The 18265-nt window shown below is 30.5% G+C and carries 13 protein-coding genes and 1 other annotated feature; of the genes, 12 read left to right on the top strand and 1 reads right to left on the bottom strand.

Annotated elements, in window-relative coordinates; all coding sequences use genetic code 11:
• Nucleotides 1–52 precede the first annotated feature (52 nt).
• Entirely contained in the window at nt 53–2047 is a 1995-nt protein-coding gene (locus tag CUEA01_RS20800) for a methyl-accepting chemotaxis protein (protein ID WP_234123911.1), read from the bottom strand.
• 450 nt (nt 2048–2497) lie between these two features.
• Nucleotides 2498–2834: a binding site (T-box leader), on the top strand.
• Nucleotides 2835–2885: 51 nt separating this feature from the next.
• Between CUEA01_RS20800 and gltX the strand changes: the two genes are divergently transcribed.
• From gltX to CUEA01_RS20740, 12 genes are all read left to right on the top strand, one after another.
• Nucleotides 2886–4547: a glutamate--tRNA ligase gene (gene gltX / locus CUEA01_RS20795; protein ID WP_234123910.1), complete on the top strand. Its 1662-nt coding sequence runs from the start codon at nt 2886–2888 to the stop codon at nt 4545–4547.
• Nucleotides 4548–4561: 14 nt separating this feature from the next.
• Nucleotides 4562–6229, top strand: coding sequence for a glutamine--tRNA ligase/YqeY domain fusion protein (locus tag CUEA01_RS20790; RefSeq protein WP_234123909.1), 1668 nt, complete (start codon nt 4562–4564; stop codon nt 6227–6229).
• A gap of 440 nt (nt 6230–6669) precedes the next feature.
• Entirely contained in the window at nt 6670–7293 is a 624-nt protein-coding gene (locus tag CUEA01_RS20785) for a flavodoxin family protein (protein ID WP_234123906.1), read from the top strand.
• Between the two features lie 193 nt (nt 7294–7486).
• Nucleotides 7487–8815: an MATE family efflux transporter gene (locus CUEA01_RS20780; protein WP_234123904.1), complete on the top strand. Its 1329-nt coding sequence runs from the start codon at nt 7487–7489 to the stop codon at nt 8813–8815.
• A gap of 33 nt (nt 8816–8848) precedes the next feature.
• Nucleotides 8849–9163, top strand: coding sequence for a hypothetical protein (locus tag CUEA01_RS20775; RefSeq protein ID WP_234123902.1), 315 nt, complete (start codon nt 8849–8851; stop codon nt 9161–9163).
• A gap of 121 nt (nt 9164–9284) precedes the next feature.
• Nucleotides 9285–10040 carry an ABC transporter ATP-binding protein gene (locus CUEA01_RS20770; protein WP_234123900.1) on the top strand — a complete coding sequence of 252 codons (756 nt, stop codon included), beginning with the start codon at nt 9285–9287 and terminating at the stop codon, nt 10038–10040.
• Nucleotides 10041–10057: 17 nt separating this feature from the next.
• Nucleotides 10058–11959 carry an ABC transporter permease gene (locus CUEA01_RS20765; RefSeq protein WP_234123898.1) on the top strand — a complete coding sequence of 634 codons (1902 nt, stop codon included), beginning with the start codon at nt 10058–10060 and terminating at the stop codon, nt 11957–11959.
• Between the two features lie 19 nt (nt 11960–11978).
• Nucleotides 11979–12866, top strand: coding sequence for a damage-control phosphatase ARMT1 family protein (locus CUEA01_RS20760; RefSeq protein ID WP_234123896.1), 888 nt, complete (start codon nt 11979–11981; stop codon nt 12864–12866).
• 288 nt (nt 12867–13154) lie between these two features.
• Nucleotides 13155–14849, top strand: coding sequence for an ABC transporter ATP-binding protein (locus CUEA01_RS20755; protein ID WP_234123894.1), 1695 nt, complete (start codon nt 13155–13157; stop codon nt 14847–14849).
• A 784-nt stretch (nt 14850–15633) separates the two neighbouring features.
• A complete protein-coding gene (locus CUEA01_RS20750; protein ID WP_234123892.1) occupies nt 15634–16530 on the top strand; it encodes a polysaccharide deacetylase family protein in 897 nt (298 codons plus the stop codon).
• A gap of 20 nt (nt 16531–16550) precedes the next feature.
• Nucleotides 16551–17339 (top strand): N-acetylmuramoyl-L-alanine amidase family protein, encoded by a 789-nt coding sequence (locus CUEA01_RS20745; protein WP_234123890.1) that lies wholly within the window; start codon nt 16551–16553, stop codon nt 17337–17339.
• Nucleotides 17340–17602: 263 nt separating this feature from the next.
• Complete coding sequence (locus tag CUEA01_RS20740; RefSeq protein WP_234123888.1) at nt 17603–18262, top strand: class I SAM-dependent methyltransferase; 660 nt, start codon at nt 17603–17605, stop codon at nt 18260–18262.
• The last annotated feature ends 3 nt before the right edge of the window (nt 18263–18265 follow it).

Here is an 18265-nt window from a genome sequence, read left to right as displayed (position 1 = left end):
ATAATTTTTTCCCGTCATTGTACTCTGCTTTTTAAATTTATCTGGCTATGTTTTAAAGCTTAAACTTATTTACTTCTTTAAGCATTTCTTTAGTCATAGTGCTAAGCGTTTGTGAGGCTGTAGCAACTTCTTCAGTGGAAGCACTCATTTCTTCAGAAGATGCTGAAATTTCTTCAGAAGATGCTGAAACTTCTAGTGAAACCGTGGACACAGTATCTACTTTAGTTAAGATAGTGTTTTTATCATTTTCTATGTTCTCAGCAGAGGTTTTAACCGTGTTTATTTTTGGGATAATTTTATTTATTTCTTTTATAATCTTGTCAAAGGATAGTATTGAATTTTCTATAATCTTTACTTGATTTAATAGTTCTCCATCCATTTCAACAGAATCTTGAACTATCACATCTGTATTTTTAGATATTTCATTAATTAGAGTAGTAATATCTTCAGCTGACTTCTGAGATCCTTCAGCAAGTTTTCTTATTTCATCTGCAACTACTGCAAAGCCTTTTCCCGACTCTCCAACTCTTGCAGCTTCAATAGCTGCATTTAATGCCAATAAGTTAGTTTGTTCTGCAATACTGTTTATTATATTTGTTATTTCATTTATCTCATTTATATTTTTTCCAAGTCCAATAATTTTACTGTTAAAGTCTTTAAAGGAGGTTCCTACTTTTGTAACAGAGTGGTTGAGTTCCTCCATTTCAGCGCTGCTTTCTTTAGCCATCAAACTAATTTTTCTGGAATTTGTATCCACAGCCTGAATTTCTTCAACCATGTTTGACAATTTACCGCTAAAGTCGTTAAGATTATCGGTTATATCTATCAAATTTTCAGACTGAGAACTTGTACCCTGTGTAACGTCACCTATGGCTTCTGTTACACTTTGTGAAGAAGAGGCCATCTCTTCAGCAATTGAGGATAGGTTTTCCGCTTGGTTATCAATGCTTGCGGAATTTTGTTTTATTCGACTAATCATTGAACTTAACTGTTGCTGCATTACTTTCATTGATTTTGTTATATCACCAATTTCATCTTTTAAACCTAAATATTTCACAGAAACCTCTTCAGATAGATTGCCTTCTGCTAATAAACTTAAATGCTTTGAAGTCGATTTTATTCCTGCAGACATTATATTAGAAATAAAATAAACTGAGGCAAGTCCAATTAACATAAATATAGCAGAAAATAATATAACTAAAACTTTCAAGCTTGTAAGTTGTGACAAAATTTCGGCTTTAGGTACTTGAACTCCTATAAACCATCCTGTTCCTTTAACCGGTGCATAACCTACATATTTTTCTAATCCACCATAATAATATTGATCTAAGCCAGTCTTTCCAGCTGCCATTTTATTTTCAACGTCTGCCAATTCTTTAAGTTTTGAATCTTTTTTTGCTTCATTAATAGGATTGTACATTTTTAAAACAAGACTTCTATTTGGATTGGCAATTACTGTTCCATCTTTTTTTATCATAAATGCACTACCTGTTTTTCCAATCTTAATCTGAGCTATTAAGTTACATAAATAACTGCCATTCCTTACTTCAAGTAATACACCTATAATATCGTTGTTATTTTTGATTGGAACGGCATAGATAAGTGACAGTTTTCCTTCATCATTATCGATTAATGGATCTGACACATTGCTTTCACCAGACAATGCCTTTTTAAAAAATGATTTATCACTAATATTAGAGATAGTTCCATCTGGGTCTTTGACATTACCATCTGTATCTGCAAGCATAATTTTTTCACTTCCATCGCTTCGGCGTACTTCTGAAAGCAGTGAATTTTTACTAGCCCATGGATTGTTAGAATCTTTTATTGGAGTTTCTGCTGCAATAGCTTCTAGTGTATTTAGCTGTCCTTCAATTCGTTCTTGAACTTTGCCAGCTGTTTCCACTGCAATTTCAGGAAGCGTTGTGCTTAAGTTTGATTTTAGTGCATTTGATGAATCTATAAAAGATATAGCACCTAAGCCGATACAAATGACACCAATTAGTATTCCTAGAAATACCATCAATTTTGCTTTAATACTTTTCATATTTTTCTCCTTTGTTTAATAATATAGTGTAAATTATAAATAAAAAATTTAAAAAATTTATTTATTATTTATATAATTAAAAAAAACAATATAAAAATTACTAATAAATGTACATTTTTAATTCATAGCCACAACTTTATATTTCGTAAAAGAAAAAAATAACATAATATAAAATAAAATGTCAAAAAATAAATCTTGATTAATTAAAAAAACAATAAGGATATATTTAATATATTGTTAATCATAATCGCAAGCCTGATAATAATTAATATAATAGCATCAGTAAATTTATCAGTATTCTAATAGAATGATAGTGACGAATTAGAATATTAAGTTCAATTGATTTAAAATGCCTCAAATGTGGTATAATAGTATAATAGGTATAGTATTTCAAGTCCACTATTTACAATAATTAGCCGTATATGTATAATAGTATAAAGAATAATATTTGTAATTGCGTTGAAGGAGAAGAGTATATAGAAATTGATTCTTAGCGAGTTAGGGATGGTGCAAGCCTAATATTTGATTCTATAGAAGCAGGCTCTGGAGCATAAACTGAAAGCATTTTGCAGATGCATTAGTGTGTAGTAAGTTTAGGGTATTTTCCCCGTATAGAAATTGAGTGAAACCAATGTGAAGGTTAAATTGATTCTGTTCTAAAATGCTATGTTAAAAGAATTTTGGGCCATAACCAATTTAATAGTTGAACTGGTTTCACCGAGCGAGTGGGTTAAGTTTTTACTTAATCAATTTAGGTGGTAACGCGGAATTAACTTTCGTCCTATATTTTTTTAGGATGGAAGTTTTTTATATTTTACAGTTTTTGGGAGGAGTTAAAATGAGTTTCGAGAAATTAGCTAATATAATATTTCCGGATATTAAAAATACACCGCAGTATTATATTGAAAAGTATGCAAAAAGAAAATTAAAAGAGGGTGCAAAGGTTACTAGATATGCACCATCACCAACAGGTTTTCAGCATATTGGAGGGGTATTTGCAGCTTTAGTTGATGAAAGATTAGCAAGCCAAAGTGAAGGTGTTTTTTATTTAAGAATAGAGGACACAGATCAAAAAAGAGAAGTTGAAGGTGCAATTGAAGATACAATTCAAACAATGTATAACTTTGGAATGAATTTTGATGAAGGAATGACAGGAAAGGAAACCTTTAAGGGTGAATACGGTCCATATAGGCAAAGCCAAAGAGCGGAAATATATAATACCTTTGCTAAGGATCTTGTTATTAAAGGCTTAGCTTACCCTTGTTTCTGCACACCTGAAGAATTATCAGCTTTAAGAGAAAAACAGACAGCTGAAAAAACAACACCGGGATATTATGGCGAATATGCTAAGTGTAGAAATTTAACTTCAGAAGAAGCTATAGCAAAAATTGAAGCAGGAGAAACATATATATTAAGGTTAAGATCACAAGGAAACATAGAAACTAGAGTTGAGTTTCATGACTTAATAAAAGGAGATATATCCTTTCCAGAAAATAACCAAGATATTGTGTTAATAAAAGGAGATGGCTTGCCAACATATCATTTCGCACATGCCATAGATGATGCATTAATGGGAACAACGCATGTTATAAGAGGAGAAGAATGGCTATCATCTTTACCTATACATGTTGAACTATTTAAGCTATTAGGTTTTGGAAGACCTGAGTATGCACATATTCCAACAATAATGAAGAATGACAATGGCTCAAAGAGAAAGTTGTCAAAGAGAAAAGATCCAGAAGCTGCTGTTTCTTATTATAGAGAAGTTGGATATCCAGCAGTTTCAGTTATTGAGTACCTACTAAATATTATAAACTCAAGCTTTGAAGGCTGGAGAGAAGAAAACCCAACTTTAGATTATCATGAATTTCCAGTACATTTAGATAAAATGAGTAAATCAGGAGCTTTATTTGATATAGTTAAATTAAGCGATATAAGCAAAAATGTTATTTCAAAAATGAAAGCAGATGTGGTTTACGACAATTACATAACTTGGGCAAAAGAGTTTGACGAGGAAATGTATAAGCTTGTTACTGCTAATGAAGAAATGTCTAAAGAAATATTTAATATAGATAAAGAAGGTCCAAAGCCAAGAAAAGATTTTGCTAAATGGGATGAAGTAAAGGATAAAATTTTCTACTTCTTTGATGAATTATTTTACAAGGAAACAGCTGATCAGCTTGAATTGCCAAAGACATTAACATTAGATGCAGCAAAAGAAGTTATAAAAGTGTATAAGGACAAATATAAGGCTGATGCTTCAAGTCAAGAGGAATGGTTTGAAGATTTAAAAGCAATTGGCTTAGAATTAGGCTACTGCGGAAATAAAAAGGAATATAAAGCAAATCCAGATCAATATAAAGGTATGATTTCAGATGTTGCAGGCTCAGTAAGGGCAGCTTTATCACATAGAAGCAATACACCTGATATCTACACTATTATGAGCATTTTAGGACAGGATAAAGTAAAGGAAAGATTTGAAAAATTTTTATTAATATAGAGTGAGGTAATAATATGTCTGATGAAAATATTAAATCAAATTTTATAAGAAATATAATTATTGAAGACTTAAATGCTGGAAAATGCAAAGAAGTAGTAACACGTTTCCCTCCAGAACCAAATGGCTACTTACATATAGGTCATGCAAAATCAATAATTTTAAATTCTGGACTCGCAGAAGAGTTTAAAGGCAAGTTTAATCTAAGATTTGACGATACAAACCCTGCTAAAGAAGACACTGAATATGTTGAATCAATTAAAGAAGATGTTAAGTGGCTTGGCGGAAAATGGGATAATATATTCTTCGCATCAAACTATTTTGATACAATGTATGAAAAGGCAGTTCTTTTAATAAAGAAAGGCTTAGCTTATGTTTGTGATTTATCTCCAGAGCAAATAAGAGAATACAGAGGAACTTTAACTGAACCAGGAAAAGAAAGCCCATATAGGAATAGAACTGTTGAAGAAAACCTTGATTTATTTGAAAGAATGAGAAAAGGCGAATTTAAAGATGGAGAAAAAGTTTTAAGAGCTAAAATAGACATGTCTTCTCCTAACATAAATTTTAGAGATCCTATATTATACAGAATTGATCATGCAGAACATCATAATACAAAAAATAAGTGGTGCATATATCCAATGTACGATTTTGCACATCCCCTAGAAGATGCTATTGAAGGAATAACTCATTCTATATGTACCTTGGAGTTTGAAGATCATAGACCTTTATATGATTGGGTTGTAAGAGAATGCGAAATGGAAAATGTACCAAGACAATATGAGTTTGCAAGATTAAACATGACCAATACTGTAATGAGTAAAAGAAAACTAAAGCAATTGGTTGATGAAAAAGTAGTTGACGGTTGGGATGACCCAAGAATGCCTACTATATCAGGTTTAAGAAGAAAAGGCTATACACCAGAAGCTATGAGAAACTTCTGCAATGCAATTGGAGTTGCAAAAGCTAATTCAGTAGTAGATTCTCAGATGTTAGAGTACTTTGTAAGAGAAGATTTACAATTAAAAGCTCAAGCAGCAATGGCTGTTATGAGACCTCTAAAATTAGTTATTACAAACTATCCAGAAGGACAAACAGAAATGCTTGAAATAGAGAATAATTCTAATGACGAAAATCAAGGTAAGAGACTTGTACCATTTTCAAGAGAATTATATATAGAGAAGGAAGATTTTATGGAGGTTCCAGTTAAGAAATATTTCAGATTATTCCCTGGAAATGAAGTAAGATTAAAGGGTGGATATTTTGTTAAATGCACAGATTGTGTAAAAAATGACAAAGGTGAAGTTATAGAGGTACACGGTACTTATGACCCAGAAACAAAATCAGGTTCTGGCTTTACAGGAAGAAAAGTAAAAGCAACTATTCACTGGGTAGAGGCAAAAACAGCAAAAACAGCAGAATTTAGATTATTTGAACCTCTAATACTAGATGATGTAGAAGAAAATGCAGGAAAGAATTTCTTAGAGCAAATAAATCCAAATTCTATGGAAATATTACAAGGCTTTGTTGAGCCAGTAGCTATACAAAATGCAAAGGTACAGGATAAATTCCAATTTATTAGAAATGGATTCTTTACAGTAGATTCAAAGTACACTACTGATGAAAAATTAGTATTTAATAGAATAGTACCACTTAAAAGCTCATTTAAACCTCAGAATAAATAAGTACTTGGAGTTTATATGCAGATAAAGGTGCTGTTACACAAAAATATTTTATATACAAATAATAAATATTGCGAATTAAATCAATTCACAATTCACGATGCACAATTCACAATGAAGGATGATTTTATGTAGCAAAGCTACATAAAATCTTAAAACTTATTTTTTATTGCTTTCGCAATAGCACCATTTATGGTGCTAAGCGAAGCTTATAATATTTAAGTTTAAGATTTACCTGACGCAAGTTTATTAATATACAAAGTTTTATTGCACTACTATTGAAAGTACTTCTAAAAAGTTAAAGAACCTACATGGGCTTTACGCCCAAACCCCTAGTATGTGTATCCTTCATTGTGCATTGTGAACTGTGAATTGTGAATTGATTTAATTAGTTCACAATAATTTTAAGTTGTGTATTATTAAATTAAAAATGGGGTGTAAAAATGAAGGTATTACTTATTAATGGAAGTCCTAAAGCTAAAGGTTGTACTTATACAGCTTTAGCAGAAGCTGCTAGAGAATTAGAAAAGGAAAATATAGAAACAGAAATTTTCCATATTGGAAACAAGCCTATAAGAGGATGTATGGGCTGTGGGGGTTGCAATACAAGTAATAAATGCGTCTTTAATGATGATACTGTAAATGCAGCAATAGAAAAAGCTAAAACTTGCGATGGATTTATATTTGGTTCGCCTGTACATTATGCTGCAGCATCAGGTGCATTAACATCATTTTTAGATAGAGTATTTTGTGCTAGCGGAAAGAGTTTTTCATACAAGCCTGGTGCAGCAATTGTAAGCTGTCGTCGTGGTGGTGCTACAGCTGCTTTTGAACAATTAAACAAATATTTCACTATTTCAAATATGCCTGTTGTTTCTTCTCAATATTGGAATATGGTTCACGGTAACACTCCAGAAGAAGTTAAACAGGATTTAGAAGGAATGCAGACAATGAGAGTACTTGGCAGAAACATGGCTTGGCTTTTAAAATCTATTAATGCAGGTAGGGAAGCTGGAGTTAATTTGCCAGAAAAAGAAAATAGAGTGGCTACTAATTTTATACGTTAGAATAGTAAAAAAGCATTGATATTAATTTTATCGATGCTTTTTTTGTTTAGTAATTATTTATTTCACTAAAGAAATATAAGTTGTTTATTTTCTAAAGCTCCAAGACAAAACTAAGTAAGCATACTTGTATTGTATGATATATATATGCTAGAGTAGATATAAAGAATATTATATGAAGATGGAGAAAATAAATATGACAAAAGATATGACTATTGGGAAACCAACAAAGTTATTGCTTCAGTTTTCGGCACCAATGCTTATAGGAAATATGTTTCAACAGCTTTACAGTATGGTGGATAGCATTGTTGTTGGAAAAGGAATAGGTGTTAAAGCACTTGCTGCTGTTGGTTCCACAGGTTCGATTAATTTTATGATAATTGGCTTTATAACTGGACTGGCAAATGGTTTTGGAATATTGCTCTCACAAAGATTTGGGGCGGCTGATAAAGAAGGGGTAAAGAAAACATTTACCATGTCAGTATACTTGTCTATTCTTATAGCTGCAATTGTAACTGCTTTGAGTTTAATTGGTTCAAGATGGCTATTAAATTTGTTAAATACGCCGATGGATATAGTAAATGATGCCAACAGATATATAACAATTATTTACATGGGAATCATAGCAACTATATTTTATAATTTGCTTTCTTCAACTTTGAGGGCCTTTGGAAATAGTAAGACGCCTTTATACATAATGATTATTTCATCTATAGTTAATGCAATTTTAAATATTATACTTGTTATAGGATTTAAATTTGGAGTTGCAGGCTCGGCTATTTCAACTGTTTTTGCACAAGTTTTGTCATGTATTCTTTGCTATATAGTTGTTAGTAAACATGAAATGCTTAGAATGACAAGACAGGACTGGAAAATTGATTTTTTGGTTTGCAAAAGGTTGTTTATTTTGGGAATACCTGCAGCACTTCAGAATTCTGTTACTGCAGTTGGTGGCATGATTTTGCAATCAATTGTAAATGGTTTTGGTTCAATATATGTTGCAGGGTATACTGCGGCTATGAAGATTATGTCTCTAGCAGAGCAGCCAGGAGTTACCTTTGGTTTTGCAATGTCTACTTTTACTGGACAAAACCTTGGAGCTAAAAAGTATGATAGAATACGTGTTGGAATTATAAAATGTATTAAAATATCAACTACAGTAAATATTTTTATAAGCTTAATTTTATTTTTATTTAATAGGCAAATTGTTGGATTGTTTGTAGCATCAAGTGAAGTTGGTGTGTTTAAGGTTTCGGGTCAATTTTTAATTGTTATGTCCATGCTTATATGGGATTTAGGCTTGCTATTTATATATCGTTCAGCGCTTCAAGGAATGGGAGATACTATGATTCCCATGATATCAGGTATATTGGAATTAGCCATAAGATTGTCTGTAGCCATGATTTTGACAAAGTATTTAGGCTTCTTAGGAATTTGTATTGCAGAAGTATCTGCTTGGGCTGGGGCAGAAATGTTGCTTATGATTGCATATTACAGGTCTTATAGAAAGTTAATTAATGTATAATAAGAGTATAGATATAAATTAAGGGATGGTTATATGGATAAAAATAGAGTAAGTTTTATTAAATTCATGAGGGCGGCTTTATTTGTAGTGCTTGGAATAAGCATTATATGGGATATACTATGCATTTTTAGCGTTTTGCCATTGAAATATTATACTATAACATATGTATTTGTTTTGATTCCATCTGCTATTATTAGCTTTCGTAGTCTTTTTTTTCAAACTAGAGATATTTCTGTGTATATAGGGGAAGCAGCACAGAAAGAAAAAGCTAAGGCTGCTATTATGGTATTCATGATTTTTATATGGATAGTTTTAATGGGAATTTGTATATATTATAGGAGCATGTGAAAAGTATAGGTATTATTTTTTATGAGCAGCTCATAAGGCTTTATGTGCGGTATAGTAAAATCTATAGAATACTTTTTTCGCATCCGCTTATAAGCTAAAAATGTGGAGAGGATTAAGTGCAATGAAGGTATTAGAAATTAAGAACGTATGTAAAAAATATACTAATAATAAAAATGTTAATACGGTAGTATTAAAAAACATAAATTTAACACTTGAGAACAATGAATTTTTAGGTATTATGGGAGCTTCGGGAAGTGGGAAAACAACTTTATTGAACACAGCCTCAGGTGTAGATAAATGTGATAAAGGTGAAATAAATATTTGGGGCAAGGATATATGCAAAATGAAGAAGAATGAGCTATCCGTATTTAGAAGAAATAATATTGGCATGGTATTTCAGGATTTTAATTTACTTAACAGCTTAACCGTGAAAGAAAATATTATGGTTCCATTAATTTTAGATAAAAAATATGAAATTATGGAAGGAGACACTGTTAGTAAGCTTGCAAATATGCTAGATATAGATGAAATAATGGGAAAATACCCTTATGAAATATCTGGTGGACAACAGCAAAGAGCAGCCATTTGTCGTGCCATAATAAATAACCCTAAAATAATATTTTCCGATGAACCAACAGGAAATCTTGATTTAAAATCGTCTAAAAAAGTGTTGTCATATTTTGAATTGCTGCACAAAGAATATAATGCAAATATACTTATGGTAACACATGACCCACTTTCAGCAAGTTATTGTGATAGAATTGTGTTTCTGCAAGATGGCGTAATTATTAAAGAAATTAGAAAAAAAGCCAATAAAGCTGAATTCTTTGATAATATTTTGCAAGCATTACAGGATTTTAATGCAGATGATATATAGTAGGGGGGAATCACAATATGACCTTTAGTGAAATTGTATTTAAGATGTTTAAGGCAGATGCAAAAAAATACAAGCTGTTTATCCTGTGTAATTTATTTTCAATTGCTATTTTGTATAGTTTTATATCAATAGCATTAAATGGGCAGTTCATGAATTCGTCTATTGTTGACCCGATGATATCCCATAATATTTATGCACCAACCTTTTTAGTTATAGTATTCATGGCTATTTTTATTCCATATGCACAAAGTGTTTTTATGAAAACTAGGCAAAAGGATTATGGTATTTTGTTAACACTTGGCATGACGGAAAATGAGGTCACTAAAAGTGTTATAATAGAAAATTTCATAATGTGTACACTGTCTTTAATAATGGGATTAGTGGCAGGAACTTTTTTATCCTTATTTTTTTTAGGCTTTGCACGCAAGGTAATAGGAATTTATAATATTGATATTAATATTTCATTAAAAGCTTATGAATTAACAGCGGTATATGTATTAGCGTTATTTGCTATTTCGGTGATTATTAATATTTTTGGTATGGCAAAAAGTACTATATTGGATAAGATAAAATATGCAAAAAAAGCTGAGAGTGCAAAACATTACAGCCTTGTATTTTCCTGCATAGGATTAATACTAACAATATCTGCTTTTGTGCTTCTTTTTTTCTGCAAAAATATAGGATTAATTAGTTTTATTTTTTGTAATCTTGGCTCATTTTTAATATTTTTTAATGGTGAAGCTATACTTGAACGTTTTAAAAATAAACATTATAAGAGTTATATGAAAAATGTTTTTTTGTTTTCAGATACAAAATATTATTATGGCAAGAATAAAAAAATATTTTTGGTGAATACTTGGTTATTTTTTTGCATCCTATTTTTTGTTGTACTTAGTTCGGTTCAATATCCATCCATGCTTAAATATTCTAGTACTTATCATCCATTTAATATGGTATATGGAGATATTAAAGGTGACTTTAAACCTTTGGAAAACAAAGAAATTCAAGCAATAGTACATAAGAATAGCAATAGCATAACCGCAAATTATACTGTTAGCTTTGTAAGAAATAATACTTTTACGATATTTTGTGTAGATGATGTAAATAAAACCTTAAAGAAGAATTATAAAGTTCAAGAAAATTCCTTTATATATGTGCATCCCTACGATATAAATGATGGATATGCGCATGAGGATATTAATTCAAATATTCCTAATTTTAATATTAATTCTAAACAAGGTGAAAGAAAATTTATGCGTCAAAAAGTAATTGTAAATCCATTATTTGGTCAAGTAAATTGTATATCGCAGAATATAATTTTGGTTAATAAAAAAGATTATGAATGGATTAGGAAAAATAACATTGATTTTTATGTAGGCACATTGCATTTATATAATTTTAGTGATTGGCATAATTCTAATGGCATAGTAAATGAAGTGTGGAATAAGCTAGTTGAAAGGAATAATATTAAAAGTGGAGATGATTTTTATAAAACAAGTTCGAGAATAGAGGCATATAACACAGCTTTAAGAAGTTCTAATTTTTTAACTTTTCTTTTAATATATGTTGATCTGCTTTTATATTTTTCTGCCATAATAATGCTGCATTATAAATTGAGAATGGAATATGAAGAGGAAAAAGGCAAATACTTTGGACTTTATAAAATAGGAATAGAAGAAGTAGACATAAAAAAAATGATATCTCAAAAAATACTGGTGCTTTATGGTATATCTCTTATATATGCAATAATAATTAACTTTGGCTTTAGCTTTTATTTCTTTGGCTCACATGGGTGGTATGGGATACAAAGCATTTTAGCTACTTTTGTTGCTTCTACTGTTTTGCTTGGAGCACATTTAGGGGTAGGGAGAATGTATTCAAATGCATATTATACTGGTATTTTGGAACATAATTTTTAAATGAAAGAGGGTAATAAATGTGAAGTTGAACTTTAACTGTATTAAATGCAATGTCAATCAAGTAATACAGGTAATGGATTTGTTTAAGGCTGAAAGAAGTAAAAAAGAAGAAGCTATGAGAGAGGTACTTACTTATTTGAGTAAAACTGATTATGATAGGTGCAATCCGGAAGTCATAGAGGGAACTTGGAGAATTATATTAAAGCATATTGAAAAGGATGATCCATATAAAGATATAAAAAAATATTATAATTATGAAGTTTTAAAAATTGAAAAAGAAGTAGAGAAAATTATAGAAAACTCAAAAAATAAATTTAACACAGCATTAAAGATTGTTATAGCAGGAAACTTAATTGATTTTGCAGCAGGACATGAATTCAATATAAAAATGCTTGAAAAACAAATAGCTAATATAGAAAAAACAAAACTTGCTATAGACGATAGTGAGATTTTGTACGAGCACTTAAAAGGTGCAAAAAGTATTATTTATTTAGGAGATAACTGTGGGGAAATTTGTTTGGACAAAATATTTATAAAATATATAAAGAAGGAATTTCCAAACATTAAAGCTTACTTTGGAGTTAGGGGAAAGGCTATAGTTAATGATGTTACTATTGAAGATGCACAAATGGTGAATATGAAGGAAGTTGCTGAAGTAATAGATAATGGAGATGGTTCTTTAGGAACTGTAATCAGCAGAGTAAGTAGCGAATTTAAAAATAAGTTTTATGATGTAGATGTGATAATAGCAAAGGGACAAGGCAATTATGAAAGTTTATGTGAAGTGGATAGAGAAAATATATTTCATTTATTTATGGCGAAATGTGAACCTGTTGCTAAATCTTTAGATGTAAAGACTATGTCAATTGTATGTGTTAAAAATAAAAAGAGGCAAATTTGGGAGTGATTTATGCTATAATTAGGTTATATATTTAAAACATAGCCAAATTGGAAGGATTCGGTAACATGAATAGTTACAGTGTGATTAAAGTAGGTAACTGCTCCATCAAAGTAAATTTAATATCGGTATTACTTTGTCCGGAGCCTAATATAAATTAAGTTTTTAACCGAGATTTATATGAAAAAAAGTCATTTTTATATGGCTTTATTTTGATGTACTTTATAAGCCGCGGAGGAAGTTATGCCATCTGAGGCTTTTTTTGCGTGTTAAAAATTATGAAAGAAGGAAAAATTCATGTTAAAGGATATATTAAAGAAATACAAAAAAATAATATTTATATATATTTTCTTAGGGGTAGGTCAAATATTTGCATCATCAATGAGTGTCATATATTTTCAAAAGTTAATTGATAAAATCCCGAGTTTAAAAGGAATAAAGGGTTTACTAAGTGTATTAATTGCATATGGTGTGTTTATGATTTCAGATTTAATTATTTCATATGTAAATGAGTATCCAGGAAAAATACTTAATGAAGGTATATATCAAACAATAAAAATATTAGCTTTAAAGAAGGTATCAGTAATAGATTATAAGGAATACACAAATATAGGTACAGGGACTCTTGTAAAACTTATAGAAAATGGTGCGGATGCTGGAACAAAGATTATATTTGATTTTTATCTTTATATAGCAAAAGAATTGATTCCTACAGTTGTTATAAGTTTAATTTGTATAGGAGCTTATGATAAAAATATTGCAGTGGCAATAGTGATGGGCTATATTTTAATATTTATAATTACAAATTTGTTGCTTAAATATTTGTACAAGATAAAGGAACATGTACTTACAAATGAAGAGTTTATTTCAAAATATTTTGTACGTGGAATTATGGAAATGCTTGTATTTAGGGTAAACAAAAGATTTAAACATGAAATTGAAAAAATAAAAATCTCTGCTAATAATGTGGTAAAAGCAAAAGCTAAAATTGTAATGCTTCACGAGTTGTTTTTTACTTTGTTTGCTTTAATTGTAGTAGTTATAAAAATTTTAATAATTATTATAAGTGTAAGTAGGGTATCTGGTACCATAACGGTAGGAACTGTTGTTGCATTAATTTCCTTTGTTGATAAAATATATACGCCAATTGCCATATTCAATGTGATTTTTGTGGATTATAAGCTTGATAAATTAACCTATAATAGATTTTTAAAATTTATAAATTCACCTGAGGATAAAAACTTGAACTCAGGAAGGAAAATACAAATTAGAAATGCAGATATTTCTTTTAGAGATATAGAATTTTCCTATGGCGACCGAAAAATTTTAAGAAAAGTTTCCTTTGATATAAAGGGAGGAAGTTCAGTGGCAATTGTCGGTACAAGCGGTGCTGGAAAATCTACTATAATAAAAATAATTTTAGGTCTTTTGAAGCCAAGTTCAGGAGATGTTTTAATCGATAATGAGATGTTAAAGGATATAAAGTTAAATGACTACTATTCATATATATCTTATGTTTCACAGGCTTCACCAATATTTGATGGAACTATAAGAGAAAATATAGTCTTTAATGAAAAAATAGAGGATACTGAAATATTTAAGGTACTAGAACTTGTAAAGCTTAAGGAGCTAGTAACTAAATTTAAAGCTGGTTTAAACACAGAAATAGGTGAAAGAGGAATAAAGCTTTCAGGAGGAGAAAAACAAAGACTAGCACTTGCAAGAGTATTTTTCCAAGAATCTAAAATTGTCATTCTTGATGAGCCAACATCTGCTATGGATAGCATAACTGAAGAGATTATAACTAACAATTTACTAAAAAGGCTTAAAGGAAGAACAGTAATAGTCATAGCGCATAGGCTTAAAACTATAAAAAATACTGATAATATACTGGTTTTTGAAAATGGTGATATTAAGGAAAGAGGAAAGTTTGAAGAATTAATGAGGATAGAGGGAAGCTTTAAGGGGCTTTGGGAAAGGCAGGTTAAATAAAAGTTAAATCAGAGTACGGAGTACAGAGTACAGAGTACAGTGAAGGATGATTTTTCTACGGGAGCGTAGAAAAATCTTAAAACTTATTTTTTTATTGCTTATGCAATCGCACCATACATGGTGCAGAGAGAAGCTGATAATATTTAAGTTTAAGATTTACCAGAGCAAAGTGAAAGGTAAATCATCATTCACTGTACTCTGAGCTAAATTGTAATTTTTAAGGATAAATCCGGATTTAATAATTTCTATGTTTGAGATTGTTTATTAAAAATATGTTACAAAATAGTAACCTTTAATTTGGAATTTTAGTGTATAATAGTAAATGTCATTAACTGGAAAAATATATCAAAGCATAGAGTACAGATGACAGAGTACAACGAAGATACCCATACTAGGGTTTGGGCGTAAGCCCATGTAGGTTGTTTAACCTAATAGAAGCACTTTCAATAGTAGTGTAGTAGAACATTGTATATAGATATACAATTTTAAAGTTTCAAGTGATTTATCTTTAGTAATAAACCTTTCGTTAGGCAAATCTTAAAACCTAATTATTGTTAGCTTCTCATAAACACCATATATGGTGTTCATGAGAAGAATTAAGTTATAAGATTTTCTGTAGCAAAGATTATTAATATACAAAGTTTTATTGCACTACTATTGACAGTGCATCTACTAAGTTAAAGAACCTACATGGGCTTAAGCCCAAACCCCTAGTAAGTGTATCCTTCACTGTACTCTGTACTCTGTCAACTGTACTCTGCTTTACGTATTGGAGGCTAGAATTTTGCTTAAAAAGAAATTAGCTGTATTTACAGCCTTGGTTTTGCTCTTATCTGGATGCGCGGGAGCAAATAACCAAGATTTATCAAAACATAAAACTCCCGATAAAAAAACAAAAATAGCAATTAATAAAAAACATAAAGAAACACAAAAGATTACAACTGCACCAAAATGGTTTACCCCTGTAGTTGTAGCAAATCCCTTAACACTTAGCACTAAGGCCATAGCTTGGTCATGGATGTATTCACCGAGAGATAATGCAGCTTTACTATCAAAATACAAAGGTTATGGTTTTGGAGACACATCAAAAAAGTATATTTATCTTACTTTTGATGAAGGGTATGAAAATGGATACACTTCTAGTATTTTGGATACCTTAAAGGCAAATAATGTCCATGCTACTTTTTTTGTAACTAAGCCTTATGTAATAGGCAGTTTTAAAGGAGTAGAAGATTCTGAATTAATAAAAAGAATGAGCAAAGAAGGACATATAATAGGGAATCATTCTGTACATCATTTATCTATGCCTAAATTTACAAATGAGGCAGCTTATGATGCTGAACTCACTGGGGTGGAACAAGCTGTTGATAGTATACCAGGTTGTAAAATGTCAAAGTATTTTAGACCACCAGAAGGTACCTTTAGTGAATTATCACTGTATTATGCTCAGAAGCTTGGTTATAAATCTATATTTTTTGCACTTGCCCACGAAGATTATGATCCAGATAAACAGCCAAATCCAGAGCAGGCCAAACAATTACTTTTGAAAAATACAAGAGATGGCATGATTTGTTTACTTCATGCTTTATCAAAAACTAATGCTAATATTTTGGATAGCTTAATTAAAGAATGGAAGAGCAGAGGGTATGAATTTAAAACACTAGATGATCTTCCAAATTAAAAGGTAGGAGTGTTTAATTGATGAGGGGAAGAAAATTATACACAATAATTGATAAGAAAAGATTATCCTTCGGCGTATTAGTGTTTTTCATATTAGGTATTTTAATAATAAGCGGAGCATATCATTCGGATAGTAGTAATATTAAGAGCATAAAGAAAGCAGTAAGTACTAATAAAAACAGTAAAATTAATAAAATCATTAATTTTAGCAGAAATTCTGTATCAGCACAAACAAAACAGAAGTTTGTTGTATGTATTGATCCGGGGCATGGTGGGCATGATAATGGCACTAAAGGGATAAATGGCGTGTTTGAAAAAGATGTAGTTCTTAAAGTCGGCTTAAGGGTTGGCGAAATTCTAGAAAAAAATAATATAAAAGTTATATATACACGTAAAGATAATACGACAATATTAGGCTCAAATGTACTTGCGGATTTACAAAAAAGAGTTCAAATTTCAAACGACAGTAAAGCAAATGTATTTCTTTCTATACACTGTAATGATTATAAAAACCATTCAGTTAGAGGAATTGAGTTATGGTGCAATGATCCTAACACAAAAAGTGAAGAATTAGCTAAAAAAATTCAAGACCAGCTTTATCAGTTAAAATATACGGTAAAGCGTCATATTAAATATAGAAGTAATTCTTCCTTATATGTGCTCAAGCATAATAATGCACAAGCAGCGGCACTAGTGGAGATAGGATATTTAAGTAATAGAGAAGATTGCAAATTCATTTCTTCAGAAGATGGACAAGCTAAGTGTGCTGAAGCTATAGCAAAAGCCATTTTAGAATTTGCGGGGGTATAAGGATAAATTACAATTTAACACAGAGTACGGAGTACAGAGTACAGAGTACAACGAAGGATGATTTTTCTCCGTTAGCACTGCGAAAAATCTGAGAACTTATTTTTTTATTGCTGCGCAATTGCGCCATACATGGTGCAGAGAGAAGCTGACAACATTAAGTTTAAGATTTACCTAAGCAGCGCGAAAGGCAAATCATCATTCACTGTACTCTGTTTTTTAGTGTTATAATATAAGAAATTTAGTTTATTAAATGGGGGCTTATAATGCTTAAAGAAAATAAATTTGTTATATGGGGTACTTACTGTGAATGTAAAAATGAATGCAGTATTCTTCAAAATGAACATCATCCATGGGTTGATACTGAATTTACTGTTAAATTAAAATGCAATTGTTGTGGCAAGGAGATAACAATAGATAGGAAAAAGGCTGAAGAATTTTATAATAACAAAATTTATTCATATTATAATAGTTTGTACGGAAATATTGTTGATTTAGGCTGCGGAGATGGTTTTTTAAGTAGATTTTTAATAAAGCAGAATAAAGTAGAGAAAATTTATGGCTTGGATATAGATGATGCATGTTTATATGGAGTAGCGGATATAATCGGAGAAAAATTTCAGTTTATTCAGTCAGATATTAAAAGTATCGGCAGTAACTTTAAAGATAATAACATAGATTTTCTCGTTAGTAGAGATGTATTTATGTTTATTGAGGATACTGATAGATACTTTGATGATGTAACTAAAATTGTAAGTAAAGGTATAAGGCAAATGGGTTGGTACATAGAAGATAATGTTAGAATGAAAAATAAGCTTAAACCAGAACAAATTGCTAAGGAATATATTAAAAGAGGCTGGAAGGTTGAAATGGAGTATTTAGATTGGTATAAGTATGGATATTTCATTAGAGCAAATAAGGTATAAATT

The sequence above is a fragment of the Clostridium hydrogenum genome, from assembly GCF_021432385.1.
In the GTDB taxonomy this organism is placed as follows: Bacteria; Bacillota; Clostridia; order Clostridiales; family Clostridiaceae; genus Clostridium_S; species Clostridium_S hydrogenum.
Note: the sequence above shows the minus strand (reverse complement) of the source record. Positions and strands in the feature narration are given on the sequence as shown.